Origin of the sequence: Aerococcus viridans (assembly GCF_001543285.1) — a bacterium.
Lineage (GTDB): Bacteria > Bacillota > Bacilli > Lactobacillales > Aerococcaceae > Aerococcus > Aerococcus viridans.
Map to the genome: position 1 here is coordinate 692,375 of NZ_CP014164.1, position 19,707 is coordinate 712,081.

The following is a 19,707-nucleotide window of genomic DNA, read 5'->3' on the forward strand; positions in this document are numbered from 1 at the left end:
CAAATAGATAAGCTATAATAACTCTTGCCTATTTATAAAGGTATGAATAAAACATTTAAAAGGAGATTTTTGATTATGCAAAAACAAGAATTTAACATTACAGCTGAAACTGGTATCCACGCACGTCCTGCAACTTTATTGGTGCAATCTGCAAGCAAGTTCAACTCAGATATTAACTTAGAATACAAAGGTAAATCTGTAAACTTGAAATCTATCATGGGCGTAATGTCTTTAGGTGTAGGTCAAGGTTCTGACGTTGTAATCACTGCTGAAGGTGATGACGAAGAAGAAGCAATCCAAACAATTGCTGAAACTATGAAAAACGAAGGGTTATCAGAATAATATGACTAAACTAACAGGAATCGCGGCTAGTGATGGCGTTGCCATCGCTAAAGCGTTCTTAGTTGAAGAACCTGATTTAAGTTTTGAAATTTCAAAATCTAACGATTCACAACAAGAAAAAGAACGCTTAGCAAAAGCTATAGCTGACTCAAAAGTAGAAATCGAAAAAATTAAAGCGGTTGCATCTAAAGCCTTGTCAGAAGAGGAAGCGCAAGTCTTTGACGCGCATTTAATGGTCCTTGAAGATCCGGAATTGCAACAAGCTTACACGCAAAAAATTGAAGATGAAACATTGAACGCGCAATCTGCAGTTCGTCAAACAGCTGATTTCTACATCGAAATCTTCAAAGGTATGGAAGACAATCCTTATATGCAAGAACGTGCAGCTGACATCAAAGATGTTACTGACCGTTTAGTAGCGCATTTATTAGGTGTTAAAATTCCTGACCTTTCAACTATCGATGAAGAAGTAGTTGTGGTGGCTTATGACTTAACGCCAAGTGATACAGCACAATTAAATCGCCAATTTGTTAAAGGTTTTGCGACTGATATCGGTGGACGTACGTCACATTCAGCAATCATGTCTCGTTCATTAGAAATTGCTGCTGTTGTAGGGACTGGTAATGTTTCTAAAGAGATCAATGACGGTGACATTGTCATTGTTGATGGTTTAAATGGTGATGTTATTGTAAATCCTGATGACGCAACCATCGCAGAATACGAAAAAATTGCTGCCGACTTCTTAGCTCGTAAAGCTGAGTGGGAAAAACTTAAAGACGCTGAGACTTTAACTAAAGACGGCAAGAAATTCGAAATCGCTGCCAACATCGGTACGCCAAAAGACTTAGAAGGTGTACACTCAAACGGTGCTGAAGCAATTGGTTTATACCGTACTGAGTTCTTATACATGGATTCAGACGAAATGCCAACTGAAGATGAGCAATTCGAATCTTACAAAGTTGTTTTAGAAGGAATGAATGGTCATCCAGTCGTTGTTCGTACAATGGACATCGGTGGGGACAAACACTTACCTTACTTACAATTACCAGAAGAAATGAACCCATTCTTAGGTTATCGTGCAATCCGTATCGGATTAAACCAACCTGAATTATTACGTGTACAATTACGTGCCTTATTACGTGCGTCTGTATACGGTTCATTACGCATCATGTTCCCAATGATTTCTAATTTACCTGAATTCCGCGCTGCGAAAGCGATTTACGAGGAAGAAAAAGCTAAATTAGAAGCAGAAGGTGTTGAAGTTGCGGATGACATCCAAGTGGGTATCATGATTGAAATCCCAGCAGCTGCTGTGATTGCTGATCAATTCGCTAAAGAAGTGGACTTCTTCTCTATCGGTACTAACGACTTAATCCAATATACAATGGCGGCTGACCGTATGAACGAACACGTTTCATACCTATACCAACCATTTAATCCATCTGTATTACGATTAATTAAAAACGTTATCGATGCGAGTCATAAAGAAGGTAAATGGACTGGTATGTGTGGTGAAGTGGCCGGTGAACCAATGGCTGCCCCATTATTAGTAGGTATGGGCTTAGATGAATTCTCTATGTCTGCATCTTCTGTACTGAAAATCAGATCATTAATTTCTAAATTAGATTCAAACGAAATGGCTGAATTAGCCAACAAAGTGGTTACAGAAGCAACTTCTTCAGACGAAGCTGAAGCTTTAATTAAAGCAGCAGTTCCTGAATTAGCTGACCTATAATCATTTCAAATAAACAGACTGAAAACCTCACTGAGATCATGGATCTTGATGGGGTTTTCTCTTTGTCTAAATGAAAATGTCACACAAAGATATTCCTTATCGTATTCTTTACAATTAAGTTGCCGTCAGGTGATTTTTTAATCACAATTTTTCTGTTATGATAGGATATATGACAGAATTAAAACAAAAAGGGCATCTAAGGAGTGTTTAGATGAATATCGCGGTCTTTACCGATACCTACTTTCCACAAGTAAGTGGGGTCGCTACCTCAATTCAAACATTAAAAGAAACGTTTGAGGATAATGGACATCAAGTATATATTTTTACGACATCTGATCCAAAGGCAGAAATGGAAGACCATGTCTTTCGCTATGAATCAGTTCCTTTTCTATTCTTCAAGGATAGACGAGTGGCGATTCCTTCTTTTGCGTCTATTTATCGTAAATGCAAAGAGTTAGCAATCGATATTGTCCATACCCAAACGGAGTTCTCTATGGGGTTGATGGGGGTAAGCGTAGCACGCTATATGAGGATTCCGCTAGTGCACACTTATCACACTTGGTATGAAAAATACCTTCATTATATTTTAAATGGCAAATTAATTTCTCGAAAAACGGTCGTTCATTTGTCTAAACTTTTCTGTGATCAAGCTGATTTAGTCATTTCACCTAGCGAGCAGATGAAAGATGTTTTAAGAGACTATCAAATTCAAAAACCTATTCATGTCTTGGCAACCGGGGTAAAGTTACCTAAGGAAATTGACCAAGATGTCTTAATCAACTTTAGACAAAGCTGGGGTATTGCACAAGATGAGTATTTACTATTATCGATTAACCGTATTGCTGAAGAAAAAAACTTAATCGCGATTATCGAGCAATTTCCTCAGGTGCTGACGGATATTCCAAATGCTAAGTTGTTACTTGCAGGGGACGGGCCACAGTTAGAAGAGTTAAAAGCTTTAACAGCTAAACTCAATTTGATGGATAAAATCATTTTCCCAGGCTTTGTATCTCATGACCAAGTCAATGTCTTGTACCAAGCGGCGGATGTTTATGTGAACTTATCGACTTCGGAGACGCAGGGCTTAACATTTATTGAAGCCATCACCAACCATCTACCGGTGATCGCCATGAAGACGCCTTACCTAGCGGCCCTTGAAGATATTGCACCGTTCGGTCATTTACTAACGGAAGTGACAGATTTTCCCAAATCTGTGAAGGCTATTGAAACGGCGCAATCTTCATTAACAGAAGGTTTAGCACCATTGATTTACCATGTGTCGGCGGATGCTTTCTATGAGGACTTGTACCATATTTACCAGTACATGATTGAATTGCAGTCAGAGAAACCTAGAAATCTAATTGGACGAAGTGTTTATCTATCTTCTTCTTTTGCAGAACTGCATAGGCCCTTGAAGTGGACTAGTAAGTACTTTCCGTCCTTCTATATTCGCAGAAAAGACGAATAGTCAGTATGAATATGGGGCGTCATTTTTCAATGAGAAGGCTTTGCTGAAATTAATTCATTTCTCATGCACTTAAAGGTTTTTTATTCACCCAAAGAGTGTTAAAATGACAAAGATAAGAAGGCGAAAGGAGATTATTATGCAATCATCTCGATTAGAAGCAATTATTACCCGATTAAAAGCGATGCTTTCTGATGACTCAGAAATCGAAATACGTCGTTTTGAAAAAGAGGGCGTTGAAAAGTGTATTGTACGCTTTAACAAAGAGTCTGAAAGTTTTGAATTAGAGGACTTAACAATCAACGAAACTTTCCAATTTGATGACATTGATTTAGTCGCAATGGAAATCTACGAGTTAATTCAATAATTAACCAATTCAGTTGAAATAGTAGGGTGACCTACTAGAACTACCAATATGGCAGACATTCTGTGTCGTATAGAGGGTCGTGGCATCACGATCCTTTTTTATTTATATGGAGTAGAGGGAGTTTAACATGTCAGATTCAATGAAATTATCGCGTGCTATCGCCTTTTTTAAGGACAATGGCAGCGCAACAACCATTACACAAGAAAATGTCGCAGACGAGGTCATCATTAATCGCATCACATTTGACTCGCGTGCGGTGACAGCCAACACCTTATTTGTGTGTAAGGGGCTCAATTTTAAAGCTTCTTACTTAAAAGATGCTGTTGACCGTGGGGCAGTGGCCTACCTGTCAGAACAAGATTACGCAGCCGACATCCCAGGTATTATCGTTGAAGATATCCGCCTAGCGATGGCTCAGCTTGCCAATTTTTTCTACCAATCGCCGTGGCAAGACGTGGCCATTTCAGGGATTACAGGTACCAAAGGCAAAACCACCACAGCTGGTTTCGTTAACCAAATTTTGACCCTAGACAGTCAGGAAAAAGGACAACCACTACCTGGTTTCGTGTCATCTACCTTTAACTATGATGGCCTTGAAAAAACACCATCAACCCTTACCACGCCTGAAGCCATGGATTTATATGAAATGCTGGCGACTATGCGGGACAATGGGGTAAAGCGGGCAACTATGGAAGTATCCAGCCAAGCCTTAAAATACCACCGCGCTGATGACGTGAAGATGGAAGTGGTGGCCTTTTTGAATATTTCACCAGACCATATTTCGCCAGTTGAACATCCGACATTTGCTGATTACTTCCAGTCAAAATTACGGATTTTTGACCACGGTAAAGTGGCTGTCATCAATGAAGATACGGATCACTATGAAGAGATTTTAAAAGCAGCAGAAGATGCTGAAAACATTCAACGGATTGTGACAGTTTCGCGTAAGAACCCTGCGGCTGATTATTTTGCCGATGAATTAGCCTTTAGTGAAACCAAACAGACATTTGTGGTGAAAAATCAAGGTGAAGAGATTCCGATGGCTTTAAATGTCTTAGGGCACTTTAATATCAACAATGCCCTAGTGGCAGCGGCGATTGCGCGTGAAAATGATGTTGAGTGGGCAACAATTCAAAAGGCTTTAGGCGATGCCAAAACAGATGGCCGGATGGAAATTTACCGGAGTACGGACAATCAATTGACCTTCGTGGTTGATTTCGCCCATAACAAAATATCCTTTGAAGAATTATTCTCATCTGTTAAAGAAATGGCGCCTGACAATGATATCCGTATTGTTTTTGGATCAGCCGGTGGGAAAGCCGAAAACAGACGAGCGGACATGGGCCGTGTGGCTGGTTTAAATACCAATGAAATTTATTTAACCAGTGATGATCCTAACTTTGAAGATTCTTATAAAATTATGGCTGAAATTGAAGAAGCCATTAACGAGGTCAATCCAGATGCTAAAGTAAGAAGCAATTTAGACCGGACCGGGTCAATCTATATGGCCTATAAGGATGCGATTGCATCCGGAAAACCAACGACCATTGTGGTAGCTGGTAAGGGTTCAGAAGATACAATTAAAATCAATGGACGTAACGAGTTTTACGTACCCGATTTTGAATATGTTCAACAATTGATTGCTTTTTATGAATTTAAGGGTAGAATTTAAGAGGGGAAATGATTATGAGAATATCATGAAATATACATGATAAAATACAATCAACTAAAGAGGTGGCAAATTTGAAACAAATTAATATTGGATTACTTGGTCTAGGTACAGTCGGTGGCGGGGTAGCCAAAATTATGCATGATCACGCACAAAAAATGTCAGATACGGAAGGTATTCAATACCAAGTAACGAAGATTTTTGTCCGCGATATTGAAAAATCAAAAGCGAAACATCCTGGATTACCAGAAAGCATTCAATTGACAACTGATTTCAATGATGTCATCAACGACCCTTCAATTGATATTGTGGTTGAGGCTATGGGGGGGACAACATTCGCAGCTGACTGTATTGAATCTGCATTACGCGCTGGTAAACACATCGTAACTGCTAACAAGGACTTGGTGGCGATTAAACGGGGGTTAGATTTAATCCAATATGCCCACGACCATCAATTAGACTTCTTGTATGAAGCAGCTGTTGCTGGTGGTATTCCAATTTTAAACAGTTTACGTACGCCATTAGCGTCAGATAAGTTATTCTCTGTATCAGGTATTGTCAACGGGACAACGAATTACATTTTGACAAAAATGGTGGAACAAGGACGAGGCTTCGATGAAGTCTTAGCGGAAGCGCAAGCTTTAGGTTTGGCGGAGGCAGACCCATCAGGTGACGTAGATGGTCTAGATGCAGCCCGTAAGATTGTTATCTTAACGAAAATGGCCTTTGGGGTGACTGTCGACTTGAACGAAATTCCAGTCAAAGGCATTCGGCATGTCACAGCTCGTGATATCCAAGTTGCTAGCTCATTAGGTTACGTGATCAAGTTAATTGGTCGGGCAAACTTGGTAGACGGTACCGTCTACGCTGAAGTAGCGCCAACCTTAGTACCAAAAACTCACCCATTATCAACTGTCCGTAACGAAATGAATGCGGTCTTTACTGAGGGGGCAGCGACTGGTGAGATGATGTTCTACGGTCCTGGTGCCGGTGAATTACCGACTGGTGCCATGGTGGTTTCAGATATTATGGCTATTGGTCAACATATCCACACAGAAACGACTGGCCAACCATTTGCCAATTACAGTCAAGATGCCACTTGGAAAAAGGCAGAAGACATCAAATCTGTTGGCTTCTTCCACTTTGAAACTGAAGACAAACAAGGGCAGTTTATCAAGCTTGTCCAAATCTTTGACGATGCGAAAGTCAGCTTAGACAAGGTCTTCCAAGAACCGTCATCTGACGATAAAACAGCGAAAATTGTGGTTGTCACCCATGAGATGTCACAAGCCCAATTACAACAAATCAACCAAGCTACACAAGATAATCCTGAATTAAACTTGATTTCTTACTATTCAGTGTTGCCTGAAGCGAAGTAGGTGACCATTATGGTAGAAAAGGTACGAGTGAAAGTTCCGGCAACTTCAGCCAATATGGGGCCCGGATTTGATTCAATCGGTGTTGCCGTTACCCTATATTTAACGGTGGATATTCTTAACCCTAGTGAACAATGGCAAATAGACCATGACCTAGGCGAAGGGATTCCAACTGACGCATCCAACATGGTGATTGAAACAATTTTACGGTTCGCACCGGATGCCAAACCACATCATTTAAATATGACCAGCGATATCCCAACAGCTCGTGGTTTAGGGTCGTCATCTTCAGCTATTGTGGCGGGTATTGCCATTGCAGAAATTTTAGCGGATGCAACTTGGTCAATGGATGAAAAGATTAACATGGCTAACGAAATCGAAGGCCACCCGGATAATATTGCCCCAGCTTTAGCAGGTGGTTTGGTGGTGTCAGTCGCTATGGATTTAACCCATGTATTATGGACCAAATCTCTATTGGATGATGTGCATTTTATTGCGACTATCCCTAATAGAGAGTTGTTAACTAAAGAAGCGAGAGCCGTTTTACCGAAAGAATTGGTGTTTGCAGACGCAGTTCGGGCGAATGGTATCGGTAATGTCTTCGTGAGCAAGTTGTTAGAAGGGGACATTGAAGCAGTAGGTACCTTGATGGAGATGGATCAATTACATGAACCGTTTCGGGCACAGTTAGTCCCAGAATTAGGGCAAATCCGCCAAGCATTGTCAACAGTTGACGGGGTATACGGGACTTACCTATCAGGTGCCGGCCCAACTATTATGACCCTTGTCCAAGCTTCTGCCTCAGATCAGATTGTTGAGGCCATCAGCCAATTAAATCTTGACGCACAGATAAAGACACTTGACTTTGCCTCAGATGGGGTTATAGTAGAGGATATGTGATTTTAGACGATTGATAATGTTACGAGCATGTCAGACTGATATGCCCGTAGCATTTTTTGTTGCTTTGCTTTTTAGAAAAAGGCTACTATTCGCCTACTTGGCTTGCAGCATTTTACCAAAAGTTTATGCTTATAAAACAAGCGGTGAATCGGCTCCTGCATAAGTGAATCAAGGGGCTGCTTATGGTATACTATTCATGAAATTAAGGGAGGCCGGCATGAAAAAAGACTATTTTAAACCAACCTGGATGATAGAACGTATCTATCAATTGACACCTGACCAATTAGCCAAACATAATATCAAAGGCGTAATCACCGACCTAGATAACACCTTGATTGCATGGAATAACCCGGATGGGACACCCGAATTGCGTGCTTGGTTAAAAACCATGAAAGATGCGGGGATACCTGTTGTCATCTTATCCAATAACCATCAGGGTCGCGTCAAACGTGTAGCTGACCAGCTAGGGGTGCTCTTTACCTCAGACGCAAAAAAACCTTCTCGTAGAGGGTTTAAACGGGCTATTGACATGCTTGGTGTCAGTCAGGATGAAGTAGTCATTGTTGGTGACCAACTTTTAACCGATGTTTTTGGCGGTAACCGCCTAGGCATTCGCAGCATCTTGGTCATGCCATTAGTTGAAACAGACTTGGTATGGACCCTATTAAATCGTAAAATTGAAAAATTCTTATTCAAGAGAATTGAAAAGAAACATCCCGACTTGAAGTGGAGGAATAATATTGTCTAACGAAGAAACACTATATTGCGTTGGTTGCGGTGCTGAAATTCAGACTGACCAACCAGACAAACGCGGATACACTCCGCAATCTGCATACCAGAAAGGTATTGAATCAGGTTTATTATACTGCCAACGTTGTTTTAAATTGCGTCATTATAATACCCTTGAGAAGGTATCGACATCTGCAGATGAATTTTTAGCCATCTTAAATACCCTTAGCGAAAAAGATGCCCTTATCGTTAATGTGATTGACATCTTTGACGTAGCAGGCTCTTTAATAAACGGTTTAAACCGTTTTGCAGGGACTAACCCCATCCTAATGGTTGCCAACAAGATGGACGCTATTCCAAAGGCAGTGAAACACAATCGGATTGAAAATTGGTTGCGTAAATACTTGAAAGATAATGGGGTTAAGGTGGATGACTTAATCCTTACTTCAGCTAAAAAGCGGGCGAATATTGACGACTTATTAGCGAAAATCGATGAAATGCGAGATGGTCGTGATGTTTATGTGATTGGTATGGCTAATGTTGGGAAATCTTCATTGATCAACCGGATTCTTCAAGCCACGGGTGTGGAAGCGGATGTCATTACAACTAGCCAGTTCCCAGGAACGACCTTAGATTTAATCGATATTCCTTTTGACGATGCTGAGGGTAATGAAGCTAGCTTAATTGATACACCTGGAATTATTAACCCAGGCCAGATGACCGCTATTTTAGAAGGAAAAGAATTGGTGGACGCCTTACCGAATAAAGAAATCAAGCCTGTGACTTTCCAACTGAATCCAGAACAAACATTGTTCTTTGGTGGCTTAGCGCGTCTGGATTTTATTGCTGGTGAACGGACCTCATTTACCCTGTATATGTCGGGTCAAATCAAACCACATCGCCGTAAATTAGCAGGTTCAGACGAATTTTACCAAGCGCATCTTGGTGGAATTTTACAACCGCCTTACCCAGAAAATGTGGCCAATTTCCCAGGACTGGTCCGCAAAGAATTCTCAATCAAAACACCAACAGATATCGTATTTCCAGGTTTAGGCTGGGTGTCAGTAAGTGACCCAGTTCAAATCGTTGCTTACGTACCAAAGGGTATTGATATTATCACCAGGGAAAAATTAATCTAGATTTTAGGCGCGGTAGAAGTCGCATTGCCTATCAGCTAGAGGAAAATCGGGTTTGAGCCTGCTGAAATGAAAGGTCGGCTCTCACACCCTAATATGAAAGGAGACTATTCATTTTGAATAACAAACAAAAGAAATTTTTACGTAAAGAAGCCCATCATTTGAACCCCGTAGCCAATATTGGCAAAAACGGTTTATCAGAAGAATTTATGGTGCAAATTGATGAAGTCCTAGAAAAACGTGAGTTGATCAAGGTACATTTATTACAAAATACAGATGAAGAAACTAGTGAAGCGGCAGCAGAAATCGCTGAGGCAGTAGATGCATTTGTTGTCCAAACAATTGGACGTGTGATTACTTTATACCGTCCTTCTTCTGAATCTAAGTATCAAGAAATCTCAGCGCAAGTAAAAGCTTTAGGCTAATTACAGGAGGCAAATTGTGGCAAAGGTATCATTTTTAGATCAAGAACATGTTCGTTTGATAAATGAACCAGAGACAGAATTAGCGTTTGAAGACAATCCCAATAAACGGATTGGCATTCTTGGGGGGACCTTTAACCCCATCCATAACGGTCATTTATTGATGGCTGAACAAGTCTATGACAAGCTGAAATTAGATGAAGTGTGGTTTATGCCAAACAAGAAGCCACCCCATTCGGAAACCAAAGAAACCTTAGACGACGCCTACCGGGTAGATATGATTGAATTGGCAATCCAAGACAATCCACATTTTAGTCTAGAAGCAATTGAACTCGACCGGGTAGGGAAATCTTATACGGTGGATACAATGGAGATTTTAACAACCTTGTATCCAACTTATGAGTTTTACTTCATTATCGGTGCTGATATGATCGAAAACTTACCTAAATGGCACCGAATTGATGAATTGATTAAGATGGTGCATTTTGTAGGTGTCGGCCGTGAGGGATATCAAAGTGATACGGTCTATCCATTGATTTTTGTAGACGCTGAAGGAATGACTGTGTCCTCAACAAGAATCAGAAAAGCAGTAGCAGATAAGGCTTCTATCCGGTATCTGACACCAACAGCTGTAGCTGCCTATATCCAGGAAAAGGGGTTATATCAAGCACATGAAAGATAGAAAATTAAATCCGGATTTAATCAATATTCAACGGGATGAACTTGAAAAATTACTGCATGCTCGTTTAACCAACAAGCGATATAAGCACGTTTTGCGGGTAGAAGAAACAGCAATTCAACTAGCTGAACTTTACCCTGAAGCGGACGTAGATAAGGTCAGTATAGCAGCCTTGCTCCATGATTATGCCAAAGATGACAGCGAAACCCACTTGGCTGAATTTAAAGATTATCCAGGTTACAACCCAGAGTGGTTAAATTACGGTTCTGCCATCTGGCATGGTCCACTAGCCGCTATGATCGCAGATACCCAGTTTGGGGTCAAAGATGATGATATCTTAAAGGCTGTTTGGGACCACACTATTGGGGGTTATGACATGACCCTAAATCAAAAAATCTTGTTTATTGCTGACTATATTGAACCAGGTCGTGATTTTAAAGGCGTTGAAAAAGCACGTGAACTAGCTAAAACTGACTTAGATGCCGCAGTAGACTTCAAAATCAAGCAATCTATTGTGCATTTGGTTGAATCAGGTCGTCAAGTATACCCAGAAACCATTGCAATCTATAATGATTGGGTCCAAAGATATAGCAATAAAAAAACGAATAAGAATATGTAATCAGACTAAGTAATAATAAAGGAGTATTTATGACTAAAAAGAGTGAAGTATTATTAGAAGCAATCGTTAGAGGCGCAGATGACCGCTTAGCGACAGATATCGTTGCCTTAGACGTTGCCAACACAACACCAATGGCTGACTATTTTGTCATCATGTCTGGACGTAACGACCGTCAAGTTAAAGCCATTGTTGACGCTGTTGAGGAAGCAATTGAAGAAGCAGAATTCTCAGTGAAGGGTATCGAAGGAAAAGACGGTAACCGTTGGATCTTAATCGATGCTTTCGATGTGATTGTACACGTATTTACAAGTGAAGAACGTGGTTTCTATAACCTAGAAAAAATGTGGGCTGAGGCACCATTAGTCAACGTAGAAGAATGGATTAGCTAGGGCGCGACCATGACAGAAAATCAACAACAATATGACGTATTCGCCGACGTCTACGAAATCTTGTTTGATGACAGTCTATATCTATCTTGGTTTACCTATGCCACAGAAACCATGCAGGCCTTTGACAAATTCTTAGAGGGTCAAGATTATTGGGTGGACCTTGGCGCAGGAGGTGGTCAATTCGCTATTTTGATGGCCCAAGCAGGGTATCCAATCAAGGGCTTAGACCTATCTGAAAAAATGGTTTCAGCAGCTAAGGCCAACGCCAAGGAAGCCAAGTTAGATCTTGAATTCTGGCAAGACGATATGACCACATTTGAATTAAAGGACCAGGCAGCAGTCATTTCTTGCTTCTGCGATACCATTAATTATCTAGCGGACGCGAATGCGGTGAAAGCTACTTTTGCCCATATCTACCAACAATTACAAGATGGTGGGATTTTCATGTTTGATGTTCATTCTATTCATCAAATCAATGACATCTATCCAGAAACATCATTCGTCGTTGAGTGGGATGACGCTGTATTTACCTGGACATCAGACCAGTTCCGTGGCGAAAATACCATCGATCATACCATTAACGTATTCGTTCAAAATACAGAAGATAACAGCTACCAACGGTTTGAAGAAATGCATTATGAACAGACCTTGTCTATTGAAGCATATCAGGAAATATTGACCCAAGTAGGCTTCAAAAACATCCGTGTCACAGCAGACTTTAGCCAAGACGCACCGGATGAAACTTCTAAACGTATCTTCTTTTCAGCGCAGAAATAAGTCATGTAAACACTTTGGAAAAGGGGTGACTCTATGCAAGCTGTCGGAATTATTGCCGAATGGCATCCGTTCCATAACGGACACGCCTATCAGATCAAAAAAGCCAAAGACCAGACCAAGGCCGACCTTGTGATTGGTGTTATGTCAGGTAACTACGTTCAACGTGGGGCACCAAGCCTAGTATCCAAGTGGGCTCGAGCAGCCGTCGCTTTGGAAAACGGCTGTGATTTAGTAGTTGAATTACCATTTTGGTTTGCTATCCAACCTGCAGACTACTTTGCTGAAGGCGGGGTAAAGGCTTTAGCGGCCCTTGGTGCTACGGCTATTTCTTTTGGGGTTGAAGACGACCACTTTGCTGATTATGAACAATTGGCCAAGTGGATGGTTGCCCACCCTAATCAAGTGGCTGCAGCTGACCAATATGTAGCAGATGTAGACAACCGTTCTTTCGCTGAAAAACGGATTGCAGCTATTCAATATTTGCAGGCGACCCATCCAGAAATTGCGGATTTAAAGGTCAACTTTAAAGAAAACGCCAATACCTTACTGGCTTTTGCATATGCCAAGGTTAATGCCCAGTTACAGACGCCTTTAAAGATGGTGCCAGTCAAACGGATTGGGGACAACCACCGTTTAAGCGCCTTAAATGCAGGCCAATTAGACCAAGACACTAGCCTTTATACCTCTGGGTCAGCCATACGTCACTACCTCTTTTCCAAAGATTTAAAGGGTCTTAAAGATTCAAACGAATTGGAGAAGATGGTGCCGAGGGATATGGCTGAGGCTTTATGTGAAGCGGTTGAAGCGGACCAGCTGGTGTCGTGGGCGGACTTATTCCCCTATCTGCGCTATCGTTTGTTGACGGCTTCTAACGAGGAGTTAGGGGGGATGTATCAAATGGTGGGCGGTATGGAAAACCGGATGGTTGAGGCGATCAAGCAGGTGGACAATTTCTCTGATTTTGTGGACCGGGTGAAGAATCGGAATTGGTCGGCAAATCGGGTGCAAAGGACGGCTTTGATGGTGGCTTTGAATATTCAAAAAGATGAGATGCAGGTAGTGCTTTCACCTAGTCATCGACAGCCTTTGATGTTGCTTGGGGCGACTGAGAAGGGACGGTCTTACTTGAAGATGGTTAAATCGGATTTGAGTAGGGACGACAGTCTATGGCAATTGGTGAGTCGTGTGGACCAGACGAGTGAAGAAAACTGGCCAATGTGGTTGAAGGTTGACCGGATGTATGAAATACTAAAACCACAAGTTGATACACAAAATTTCAATCATCCGCCAATATTTACGAAATAAAAAAAGGAAAGGGAGCAGAGGGAAAATAGTTTACTTTTTGATGGAGACCTAGTAGTATGGGAAAGTGCGTTTCATCCTGTAAATATGACAGTCAAAAAGTGATAATGAGTTTAATTTAATGACCTTGTCAAGGAAAAAACATTGACAAATAAGTTTAGACTTAGTATAATTTTTCTTGTTGCTTATTAGGTGGTCAATAATGAAATGGTCTATTCAAGAGTTGCGTCAAATCGCATCCCAACCAATGATGATCCAAGAATCAGTCGATATGAAAGAGCAAATGAAGGCAGTAATACCTGAGTTGATCGACATGTCATCTGTTTCAGTTGATGGTATGGTTCTCTATGAAGAACATACAGTATTGACACAATTACGATTAGCACTAAAAATGACGATGCCATCTACACGGTCTTTAGAGCCGGTAGTGCTGGATCTACAATTACCAGTTTCCGAACGTTTTATTGAAGACGGTTGGGAGACAGATATTGTCGATGAAGAACACATTGTTCAACTATCTATGGATAGCTACACGTTAGATTTGCGAGAGTCTATTCGGGACAACATTCTTCTAAATCTACCAATTCAGATTTTAACTGAAGAGGAAGAGGCTGACGATGCGTTTCCTGAAGGGAATGACTGGCGAGTTGTAAGTCAAACAGCGTTTGAAGCTGAACGCGATGAAGAGGAAGTTATTAATCCTGAATTCGCCAAACTTCAAGATATGTTTAAAGATTCAGAATCGTCGGATGAAGCATAATTGATATTTAATTAGGAGGTGTAATGATGGCAGTACCAAAACGTAAAACGTCTAAACAAAGAAAAAACAAGCGCCGTACACATTACAAGTTAGAAGTACCTGGAATGAACGCATGCCCTAACTGTGGTGAATTACGTAAATCTCACCATGTATGTGCAAACTGCGGTTTCTACGATGGTAAAGATGTAATGACTGACGCAGCAGCTGAATAATTTTATTTAGCGCAAGATTCATTGAGAATTACCACATAGTTGATATGTGGGAAACTTAAATGTTTACTTTGATTATATATAATTAAAAGGAGGCTGGGACAAAACTAGCCAAAAAAGAGGAGATTGACCACGAAAAATGGTCAATCTCCTCTTTAAATGATACAAAAATAAAATACCTTCATTTATAATAGTAATAACGACAAAACTAAAAAGAAAGAAGGTATTTTATGTATACTCAATATAACATGAATCAAGCTTTTCTACCATTAGAGTTATCCGATTATCTTGCACCAAATCATATTGTTTTCCAAGTAAATAATTTTGTTGAACAGCTAGATGAACATATCCTCGATCAATTTTATAAACACGAAGGCCGACCGGCCTATCATCCATTAATCCTCTTAAAGGCATTACTATTCGCATATATAGAAAAGACGTTTTCAGGAAGAACTATTGAAAAAATGATGCAAGAGAACATTCCAATGAAATGGTTAGTTGCCGATACCGAAATTTCTTATCGTACGATTAATAGATTTCGTTCTAGTGAATTATGTGCATCAATTCTTGAGAACCTATTCGTTGAATTTAAACTCTTTTTAGTTCAACAAGAACTAATCTCAGATAATGTAGTATTTATAGACGGTACAAAAATTGAAGCAAATGCAAATAAATATTCTTTTGTTTGGAAAAGAGCAACAGATAAATTTTACGCATCATTAAAAGCTAAAGAAATGGCATATTATAGAAACGAAATATTACCTACTGTAGAAAAAGAGATTATCAAAGATGAAATTGATTCAATGTCTTTAAATGATGTTGAAATACTAAAAGACTTCCTTGAGGAAGCTGTAGCTGAGGTAAATGAAGAAATTGAAAGTACGCCAAAAAAAGGTGCAGATCCAAGAAAGCAGAAACGAAGAAAATTGAAAAAACACTTACGAAAAGTGAAAGATGATTTTTTACAGCGTGAGATAAAGTATGAAAATTATTATAGAACATTTGAAGGTAGAAATAGTTTTTCAAAAACAGATACAGATGCAACGTTCATGCGAATGAAAGAAGATCCGATGCTAAATGGTCAACTTAAACCAGGTTATAATCTTCAAATAGCAACTGAAAATCAATTTGTTATAGCCTATAATATTTTTCCAAATCCTACGGATACACGTACACTATTACCATTTATTGAAAGTATGCCTACTTTACCTAAAATCGTCGTAGCTGATGCTGGATATGGAAGCCAAGAAAACTTAGAAACGTTGGACAATCTAGGGATTGATCATCTCATCAAATACAATATGTTTGATAAGGAACAGACGAAGAAATTTCAGAAATCAAGTAAGAATTTAAATAATTGGGACCATGATGCGGAAAATCAAATCTTTATTCACCCTGATGGTACACAGTATCATTTTCATCATGTTTATCATCCAAAAACAACAACTGGATATCGCTTAGAAAAAGAAATGTATTATCCAGTCAATAGAGAAACCGCAACACAAAAGTCATTTTCTTTTAATAGAAAGTATCAGTATTTAAAAGAAAATGAATCAGCTAAGCTATTATCTGAAGATGGCTCAGCTCTTTTCGCATGTAGAAAAATTGATGTTGAGCCGGTCTTCGGACAGATTAAACAAAACTTAGGATTCCGAAGGACTCATTTAAGAGGAAAAGATAAAGTAAAAACAGATATTGGTCTAGTATTAATGGCTAATAACATTATAAAAGTTCAAAAGAGACTGATAAATTAAAAGAGAGGAAAAAGATTTCGAAGTGAAATCTTTTTCCTCTCTTTATTTAGTTAACTGAGCCTTTTTTGTCCCAGCCTCTTTTTTGTTTGGGTCTCCGACTTTTGGTGTGGATGAGAAATCATTCAAACCTATTTTGTATAAAAACACAAAAAGACATATGAATATTTCCTATGCTAAAATTTAAGCGTCTAAACCAAAATTAGAAAGGAAATTCATATGTCTCACAACGATAATATCAGACTTTTACTAAACATTAAAGATACTAACATCACATTTAACGAAGAAAATTGGATTCAAGAGCGTAATATTAAAGGAATAAATGTAAAAGTTTTTACTGGCACGTTAACCTACAAGCCCAAGGCTTGCCCTAAATGTGGTTGTATAAATGACCATTCTATCGTTAAAGATGGGTTTATGACGTCTAGGATCACGTGGTTACGCCAATCCAATACACCAACCTATCTAGAGCTTAAGAAGCAACGCTTCTGGTGTCATGAATGCGATGAGCGCTTCATTGCTCATACCAGTGAGGTTGCACATAATTGTCATATCGCTAAACAAGTGAAACAATCTGTTTTAGTTGAGGCTGCAGATACGATTTCAAACAAGGATCTCGCTCGTAGGCACTGTATCTCAGATAATACTAGTAGACGAATTATTAATCGCTTTATGGATGACTATTTTCGTCGCAATCGCACAAAACTAGCGAAACACATGTGCTTCGATGAGATCAAATCTACAAAACAAGCTGACAATCAAATGAGTTTTATTTTTAGTAATGAGGATACTCATGAAGTTCTTGGTATACTGCCCACTCGACAACTATACAAATTAAGAGAATACTTCCGCCAATTTAGTTTAAAAGAGCGCTCTGCTGTTGAAACCATTGTTGTTGATATGAATGCGCCTTATATGACTTTGGTTAGAGAAATGTTTCCAAACACCAAAGTAATTATTGATCGTTTTCATATCATTCAATTGATTTCACGTTCTTTAAACAAAACGAGAGTTCAAGTAATGAATACTTTCAATACAAATAGAAATCATGGTGAAGATAAAAAAGAGTATCGCAAGCTGAAAAGTTTTTGGAAGCTTATCCTAAAGGATTTCAACGAAGTTGATTTTATAAATTATAGAAAACAACGTTTATTTAAAGGGAAAATGGTTTGTGATATGGATATTCTTGATCATCTACTTTCTTTAGATGAGGATTTAACGGAAAATTACTGGGTATATCAAGCTTTACTAGAGGCTTCTAAAGAAAATAATATCGAAATGTTTCATGAGACTATTACTGCAGAACGTCACCAAAATATCAGTAAATATATGCAAACCTCACTGAACACATTATTGAAGAATATAGCGTTTATCGCAAACACCTTCCATTACAAGACTAGATCAAACGCTAGTCTAGAAGGAAAAAATAATCGTATCAAAGTTATAAAATGTGTATCCTATGGATATCGTAATTTTTTCAATTTCAGAAATAGGGTAATGATTAGTTTCATTTTAAAACCGGGCAAGCCCGCTTCCCTTAATTAAATAAACATGATACATCCCGCTCGCTATGTTCAAAGAAAAAAACTGCAAGTGTACGTCCTTAGCCGTGAAAAAGCATGATATCGAGACCTTGGCTCGATATCAAGGCAGAGAGACCTTGGCTCTCGCCGGTGCCACGGCTCTTAAGGAACGTACACAGCAGTTCAAAGGACAAAAAAGATAGTTCTTCTTTTATCAAATCTCATTTAAAATAAAATAAAAAAGAAACTCAAATCCATATAAAATGAATTTAAGTTTCTTGCTTAAATTAAGCTATCCACATTAAATGTCGAAGAGCCTTTTGTTTTCCTTTTCAAAGAAAAAATCATTCTAGACATTTTTAGCCATCTTAGCTAGTATTAATGGATGACAAACTTATGGTTGATACAGAAAACAAAGGAAAGGTTGACGATCATGGCTTTCAAATGGAGCGAAATACTGTTTTATCTACTACCCATCGTGAGCTTATTGCTTGTGGGTACAGTTGGAAAACCTTACCTCTACTTTAATAAGCGGATTAAATTTGCACCGATTGATGTGGTTTTTCCCATTCTTTTGGTTTGCCTCCACTTTATTTCCAAGGATTTATTATTATTTTCAATTATTCCCCACTTAGTGGTTGTGATTTCCTTGTTAGCGATTGGTGTTTTAGTTTGGCGTTTTGTGAGAAATCAAGAAGTTATTGTTGGAAAATTCTACCGCATGCTGGTAAATATTGCCTTCTCCTTTACGTTCATTCTTTATATGCTGGTAACCATCTGCCGAATTATTCAAGTAGTGACAATGTAAACATTAGCTAGTCATCAATCTCTATTGGGTAGAAACTTAAAATTCTTTAAAATATTCAAAAAGAAGCTTAGACCTTGTTAAAAAACAGGTTCAAAGCTTCTTTTTTTGTGGAAAAAACCCGAAATTACGCCTTTTCCACAAATAATGTAAAAAAAAGCAAAATTTTGGGGATATATGGTGAAAAGTGGGGAGATATGGTAGACTTAAACCAATAAAGGTTAAGGTTAGGCACAGAAGGTGATAAAAGATGTTGATGGGTGAATTCCAACATAATATCGACGCCAAAGGGCGGATCATCATTCCAGCGAAATTACGTGAGGACTTAGGTGCTAAGTTCGTGATTACACGTGGCTTAGATGGGTGTGTTTTTGGCTATCCTTTAGACAATTGGGAGAAAATTCAAGAGAAATTGAAACAATTACCGCTAGCTAAGAAAGAAGCACGTGCTTTTACACGTTTTTTCTATTCTGCAGCGGCTGAAGTCGAAATTGATAAGCAAGGTCGTATTAACGTCCCATCAACCTTGGTAGATTATGCCAATCTTGAAAAAGAGTGTCTAGTCTTAGGGGTTTCTGACCGTATTGAAATTTGGTCGAAAGCAAGATGGGAAAGTGTTTCTTCTGAAATTGAAGAAAGCTTCGAAGAAATTGCGGAAGACATGTTAGATTTTGGCCTTTAATTAAGCATATAAATCAGAAAATTAAATGTAATAAATTTTTAAAGAGATAAAGAATTATAGAAGAAGAGGA

Annotated in this window: 21 protein-coding genes; all 21 read left to right on the forward strand. The window is 39.1% G+C overall.

All coding sequences use genetic code 11. From position 1 onward, the window contains the following. Positions 1 to 75 precede the first annotated feature (75 nt). The 21 genes from AWM76_RS03380 (at position 76) to mraZ (ending at position 19,637) form a co-directional block, all read left to right on the forward strand. Positions 76 to 342, forward strand: coding sequence for a phosphocarrier protein HPr (locus tag AWM76_RS03380; RefSeq protein ID WP_039935992.1), 267 nt, complete (start codon positions 76 to 78; stop codon positions 340 to 342). 1 nt (position 343) lies between these two features. Then, complete coding sequence (ptsP, locus tag AWM76_RS03385) at positions 344 to 2,077, forward strand: phosphoenolpyruvate--protein phosphotransferase (RefSeq protein WP_003143593.1); 1,734 nt, start codon at positions 344 to 346, stop codon at positions 2,075 to 2,077. A 211-nt stretch (positions 2,078 to 2,288) separates the two neighbouring features. Next, positions 2,289 to 3,545, forward strand: coding sequence for a glycosyltransferase (locus AWM76_RS03390; protein WP_003143594.1), 1,257 nt, complete (start codon positions 2,289 to 2,291; stop codon positions 3,543 to 3,545). 136 nt (positions 3,546 to 3,681) lie between these two features. Beyond that, the gene (locus AWM76_RS03395; protein WP_039935993.1) at positions 3,682 to 3,909 is read left to right on the forward strand and encodes a YkuJ family protein; all 228 of its coding nucleotides are present in this window, start codon (positions 3,682 to 3,684) and stop codon (positions 3,907 to 3,909) included. Positions 3,910 to 4,036: 127 nt separating this feature from the next. Next, complete coding sequence (locus AWM76_RS03400) at positions 4,037 to 5,581, forward strand: Mur ligase family protein (protein WP_003143596.1); 1,545 nt, start codon at positions 4,037 to 4,039, stop codon at positions 5,579 to 5,581. A gap of 62 nt (positions 5,582 to 5,643) precedes the next feature. Further along, positions 5,644 to 6,957: a homoserine dehydrogenase gene (locus AWM76_RS03405; RefSeq protein ID WP_003143597.1), complete on the forward strand. Its 1,314-nt coding sequence runs from the start codon at positions 5,644 to 5,646 to the stop codon at positions 6,955 to 6,957. A 9-nt stretch (positions 6,958 to 6,966) separates the two neighbouring features. Next, positions 6,967 to 7,854 (forward strand): homoserine kinase, encoded by an 888-nt coding sequence (gene thrB, locus AWM76_RS03410; RefSeq protein WP_003143599.1) that lies wholly within the window; start codon positions 6,967 to 6,969, stop codon positions 7,852 to 7,854. Positions 7,855 to 8,071: 217 nt separating this feature from the next. Beyond that, positions 8,072 to 8,602 (forward strand): YqeG family HAD IIIA-type phosphatase, encoded by a 531-nt coding sequence (locus AWM76_RS03415; RefSeq protein ID WP_039935996.1) that lies wholly within the window; start codon positions 8,072 to 8,074, stop codon positions 8,600 to 8,602. Continuing rightward, positions 8,595 to 9,722, forward strand: a complete 1,128-nt coding sequence (gene yqeH, locus AWM76_RS03420) for a ribosome biogenesis GTPase YqeH (protein WP_003143601.1) — start codon at positions 8,595 to 8,597, stop codon at positions 9,720 to 9,722. Before AWM76_RS03415 ends, yqeH begins: the two co-directional genes overlap by 8 nt. A gap of 113 nt (positions 9,723 to 9,835) precedes the next feature. Continuing rightward, complete coding sequence (gene yhbY / locus AWM76_RS03425; RefSeq protein ID WP_003143603.1) at positions 9,836 to 10,144, forward strand: ribosome assembly RNA-binding protein YhbY; 309 nt, start codon at positions 9,836 to 9,838, stop codon at positions 10,142 to 10,144. A gap of 16 nt (positions 10,145 to 10,160) precedes the next feature. Further along, a complete protein-coding gene (locus AWM76_RS03430; protein ID WP_003143605.1) occupies positions 10,161 to 10,823 on the forward strand; it encodes a nicotinate-nucleotide adenylyltransferase in 663 nt (220 codons plus the stop codon). Further along, on the forward strand, positions 10,813 to 11,439 hold the full coding sequence (yqeK, locus tag AWM76_RS03435) for a bis(5'-nucleosyl)-tetraphosphatase (symmetrical) YqeK (RefSeq protein WP_003143607.1): 627 nt from the start codon (positions 10,813 to 10,815) through the stop codon (positions 11,437 to 11,439). Before AWM76_RS03430 ends, yqeK begins: the two co-directional genes overlap by 11 nt. Before the next feature lie 29 nt (positions 11,440 to 11,468). Next, positions 11,469 to 11,828, forward strand: coding sequence for a ribosome silencing factor (gene rsfS / locus AWM76_RS03440; protein WP_003143608.1), 360 nt, complete (start codon positions 11,469 to 11,471; stop codon positions 11,826 to 11,828). Positions 11,829 to 11,837: 9 nt separating this feature from the next. After that, on the forward strand, positions 11,838 to 12,605 hold the full coding sequence (locus AWM76_RS03445; protein ID WP_003143610.1) for a class I SAM-dependent DNA methyltransferase: 768 nt from the start codon (positions 11,838 to 11,840) through the stop codon (positions 12,603 to 12,605). Between the two features lie 33 nt (positions 12,606 to 12,638). Next, positions 12,639 to 13,910, forward strand: a complete 1,272-nt coding sequence (locus tag AWM76_RS03450) for a nucleotidyltransferase family protein (protein ID WP_003143612.1) — start codon at positions 12,639 to 12,641, stop codon at positions 13,908 to 13,910. 199 nt (positions 13,911 to 14,109) lie between these two features. Further along, a complete protein-coding gene (locus AWM76_RS03455) occupies positions 14,110 to 14,667 on the forward strand; it encodes a YceD family protein (protein ID WP_003143613.1) in 558 nt (185 codons plus the stop codon). A 26-nt stretch (positions 14,668 to 14,693) separates the two neighbouring features. Beyond that, positions 14,694 to 14,879 carry a 50S ribosomal protein L32 gene (gene rpmF / locus AWM76_RS03460; RefSeq protein ID WP_016897670.1) on the forward strand — a complete coding sequence of 62 codons (186 nt, stop codon included), beginning with the start codon at positions 14,694 to 14,696 and terminating at the stop codon, positions 14,877 to 14,879. A 227-nt stretch (positions 14,880 to 15,106) separates the two neighbouring features. After that, positions 15,107 to 16,630, forward strand: a complete 1,524-nt coding sequence (locus AWM76_RS03465; protein ID WP_060779335.1) for an IS1182 family transposase — start codon at positions 15,107 to 15,109, stop codon at positions 16,628 to 16,630. Positions 16,631 to 16,846: 216 nt separating this feature from the next. Then, positions 16,847 to 18,172 carry an ISL3 family transposase gene (locus AWM76_RS03470; RefSeq protein ID WP_060779339.1) on the forward strand — a complete coding sequence of 442 codons (1,326 nt, stop codon included), beginning with the start codon at positions 16,847 to 16,849 and terminating at the stop codon, positions 18,170 to 18,172. Positions 18,173 to 18,583: 411 nt separating this feature from the next. Further along, a complete protein-coding gene (locus tag AWM76_RS03475; protein ID WP_106427337.1) occupies positions 18,584 to 18,958 on the forward strand; it encodes a DUF3397 family protein in 375 nt (124 codons plus the stop codon). Positions 18,959 to 19,205: 247 nt separating this feature from the next. Beyond that, positions 19,206 to 19,637: a division/cell wall cluster transcriptional repressor MraZ gene (gene mraZ, locus AWM76_RS03480; RefSeq protein ID WP_003143567.1), complete on the forward strand. Its 432-nt coding sequence runs from the start codon at positions 19,206 to 19,208 to the stop codon at positions 19,635 to 19,637. Positions 19,638 to 19,707 lie beyond the last annotated feature (70 nt).

Excerpts from the sequence above, each read along its gene's own strand:
- mraZ (WP_003143567.1), top strand. The coding sequence starts at position 19,206 with ATGTTGATGGGTGAATTCCAACATAATATCGACGCCAAAGGGCGGATC.
- AWM76_RS03380 (WP_039935992.1), top strand. The coding sequence starts at position 76 with ATGCAAAAACAAGAATTTAACATTACAGCTGAAACTGGTATCCACGCA.
- AWM76_RS03415 (WP_039935996.1), top strand. The coding sequence starts at position 8,072 with ATGAAAAAAGACTATTTTAAACCAACCTGGATGATAGAACGTATCTAT.
- rsfS (WP_003143608.1), top strand. The coding sequence starts at position 11,469 with ATGACTAAAAAGAGTGAAGTATTATTAGAAGCAATCGTTAGAGGCGCA.
- yqeK (WP_003143607.1), top strand. The coding sequence starts at position 10,813 with ATGAAAGATAGAAAATTAAATCCGGATTTAATCAATATTCAACGGGAT.
- AWM76_RS03450 (WP_003143612.1), top strand. The coding sequence starts at position 12,639 with ATGCAAGCTGTCGGAATTATTGCCGAATGGCATCCGTTCCATAACGGA.
- AWM76_RS03465 (WP_060779335.1), top strand. The coding sequence starts at position 15,107 with ATGTATACTCAATATAACATGAATCAAGCTTTTCTACCATTAGAGTTA.
- ptsP (WP_003143593.1), top strand. The coding sequence starts at position 344 with ATGACTAAACTAACAGGAATCGCGGCTAGTGATGGCGTTGCCATCGCT.
- AWM76_RS03475 (WP_106427337.1), top strand. The coding sequence starts at position 18,584 with ATGGCTTTCAAATGGAGCGAAATACTGTTTTATCTACTACCCATCGTG.
- rpmF (WP_016897670.1), top strand. The coding sequence starts at position 14,694 with ATGGCAGTACCAAAACGTAAAACGTCTAAACAAAGAAAAAACAAGCGC.
- AWM76_RS03445 (WP_003143610.1), top strand. The coding sequence starts at position 11,838 with ATGACAGAAAATCAACAACAATATGACGTATTCGCCGACGTCTACGAA.
- AWM76_RS03390 (WP_003143594.1), top strand. The coding sequence starts at position 2,289 with ATGAATATCGCGGTCTTTACCGATACCTACTTTCCACAAGTAAGTGGG.
- AWM76_RS03400 (WP_003143596.1), top strand. The coding sequence starts at position 4,037 with ATGTCAGATTCAATGAAATTATCGCGTGCTATCGCCTTTTTTAAGGAC.
- thrB (WP_003143599.1), top strand. The coding sequence starts at position 6,967 with ATGGTAGAAAAGGTACGAGTGAAAGTTCCGGCAACTTCAGCCAATATG.
- AWM76_RS03395 (WP_039935993.1), top strand. The coding sequence starts at position 3,682 with ATGCAATCATCTCGATTAGAAGCAATTATTACCCGATTAAAAGCGATG.
- AWM76_RS03455 (WP_003143613.1), top strand. The coding sequence starts at position 14,110 with ATGAAATGGTCTATTCAAGAGTTGCGTCAAATCGCATCCCAACCAATG.
- AWM76_RS03470 (WP_060779339.1), top strand. The coding sequence starts at position 16,847 with ATGTCTCACAACGATAATATCAGACTTTTACTAAACATTAAAGATACT.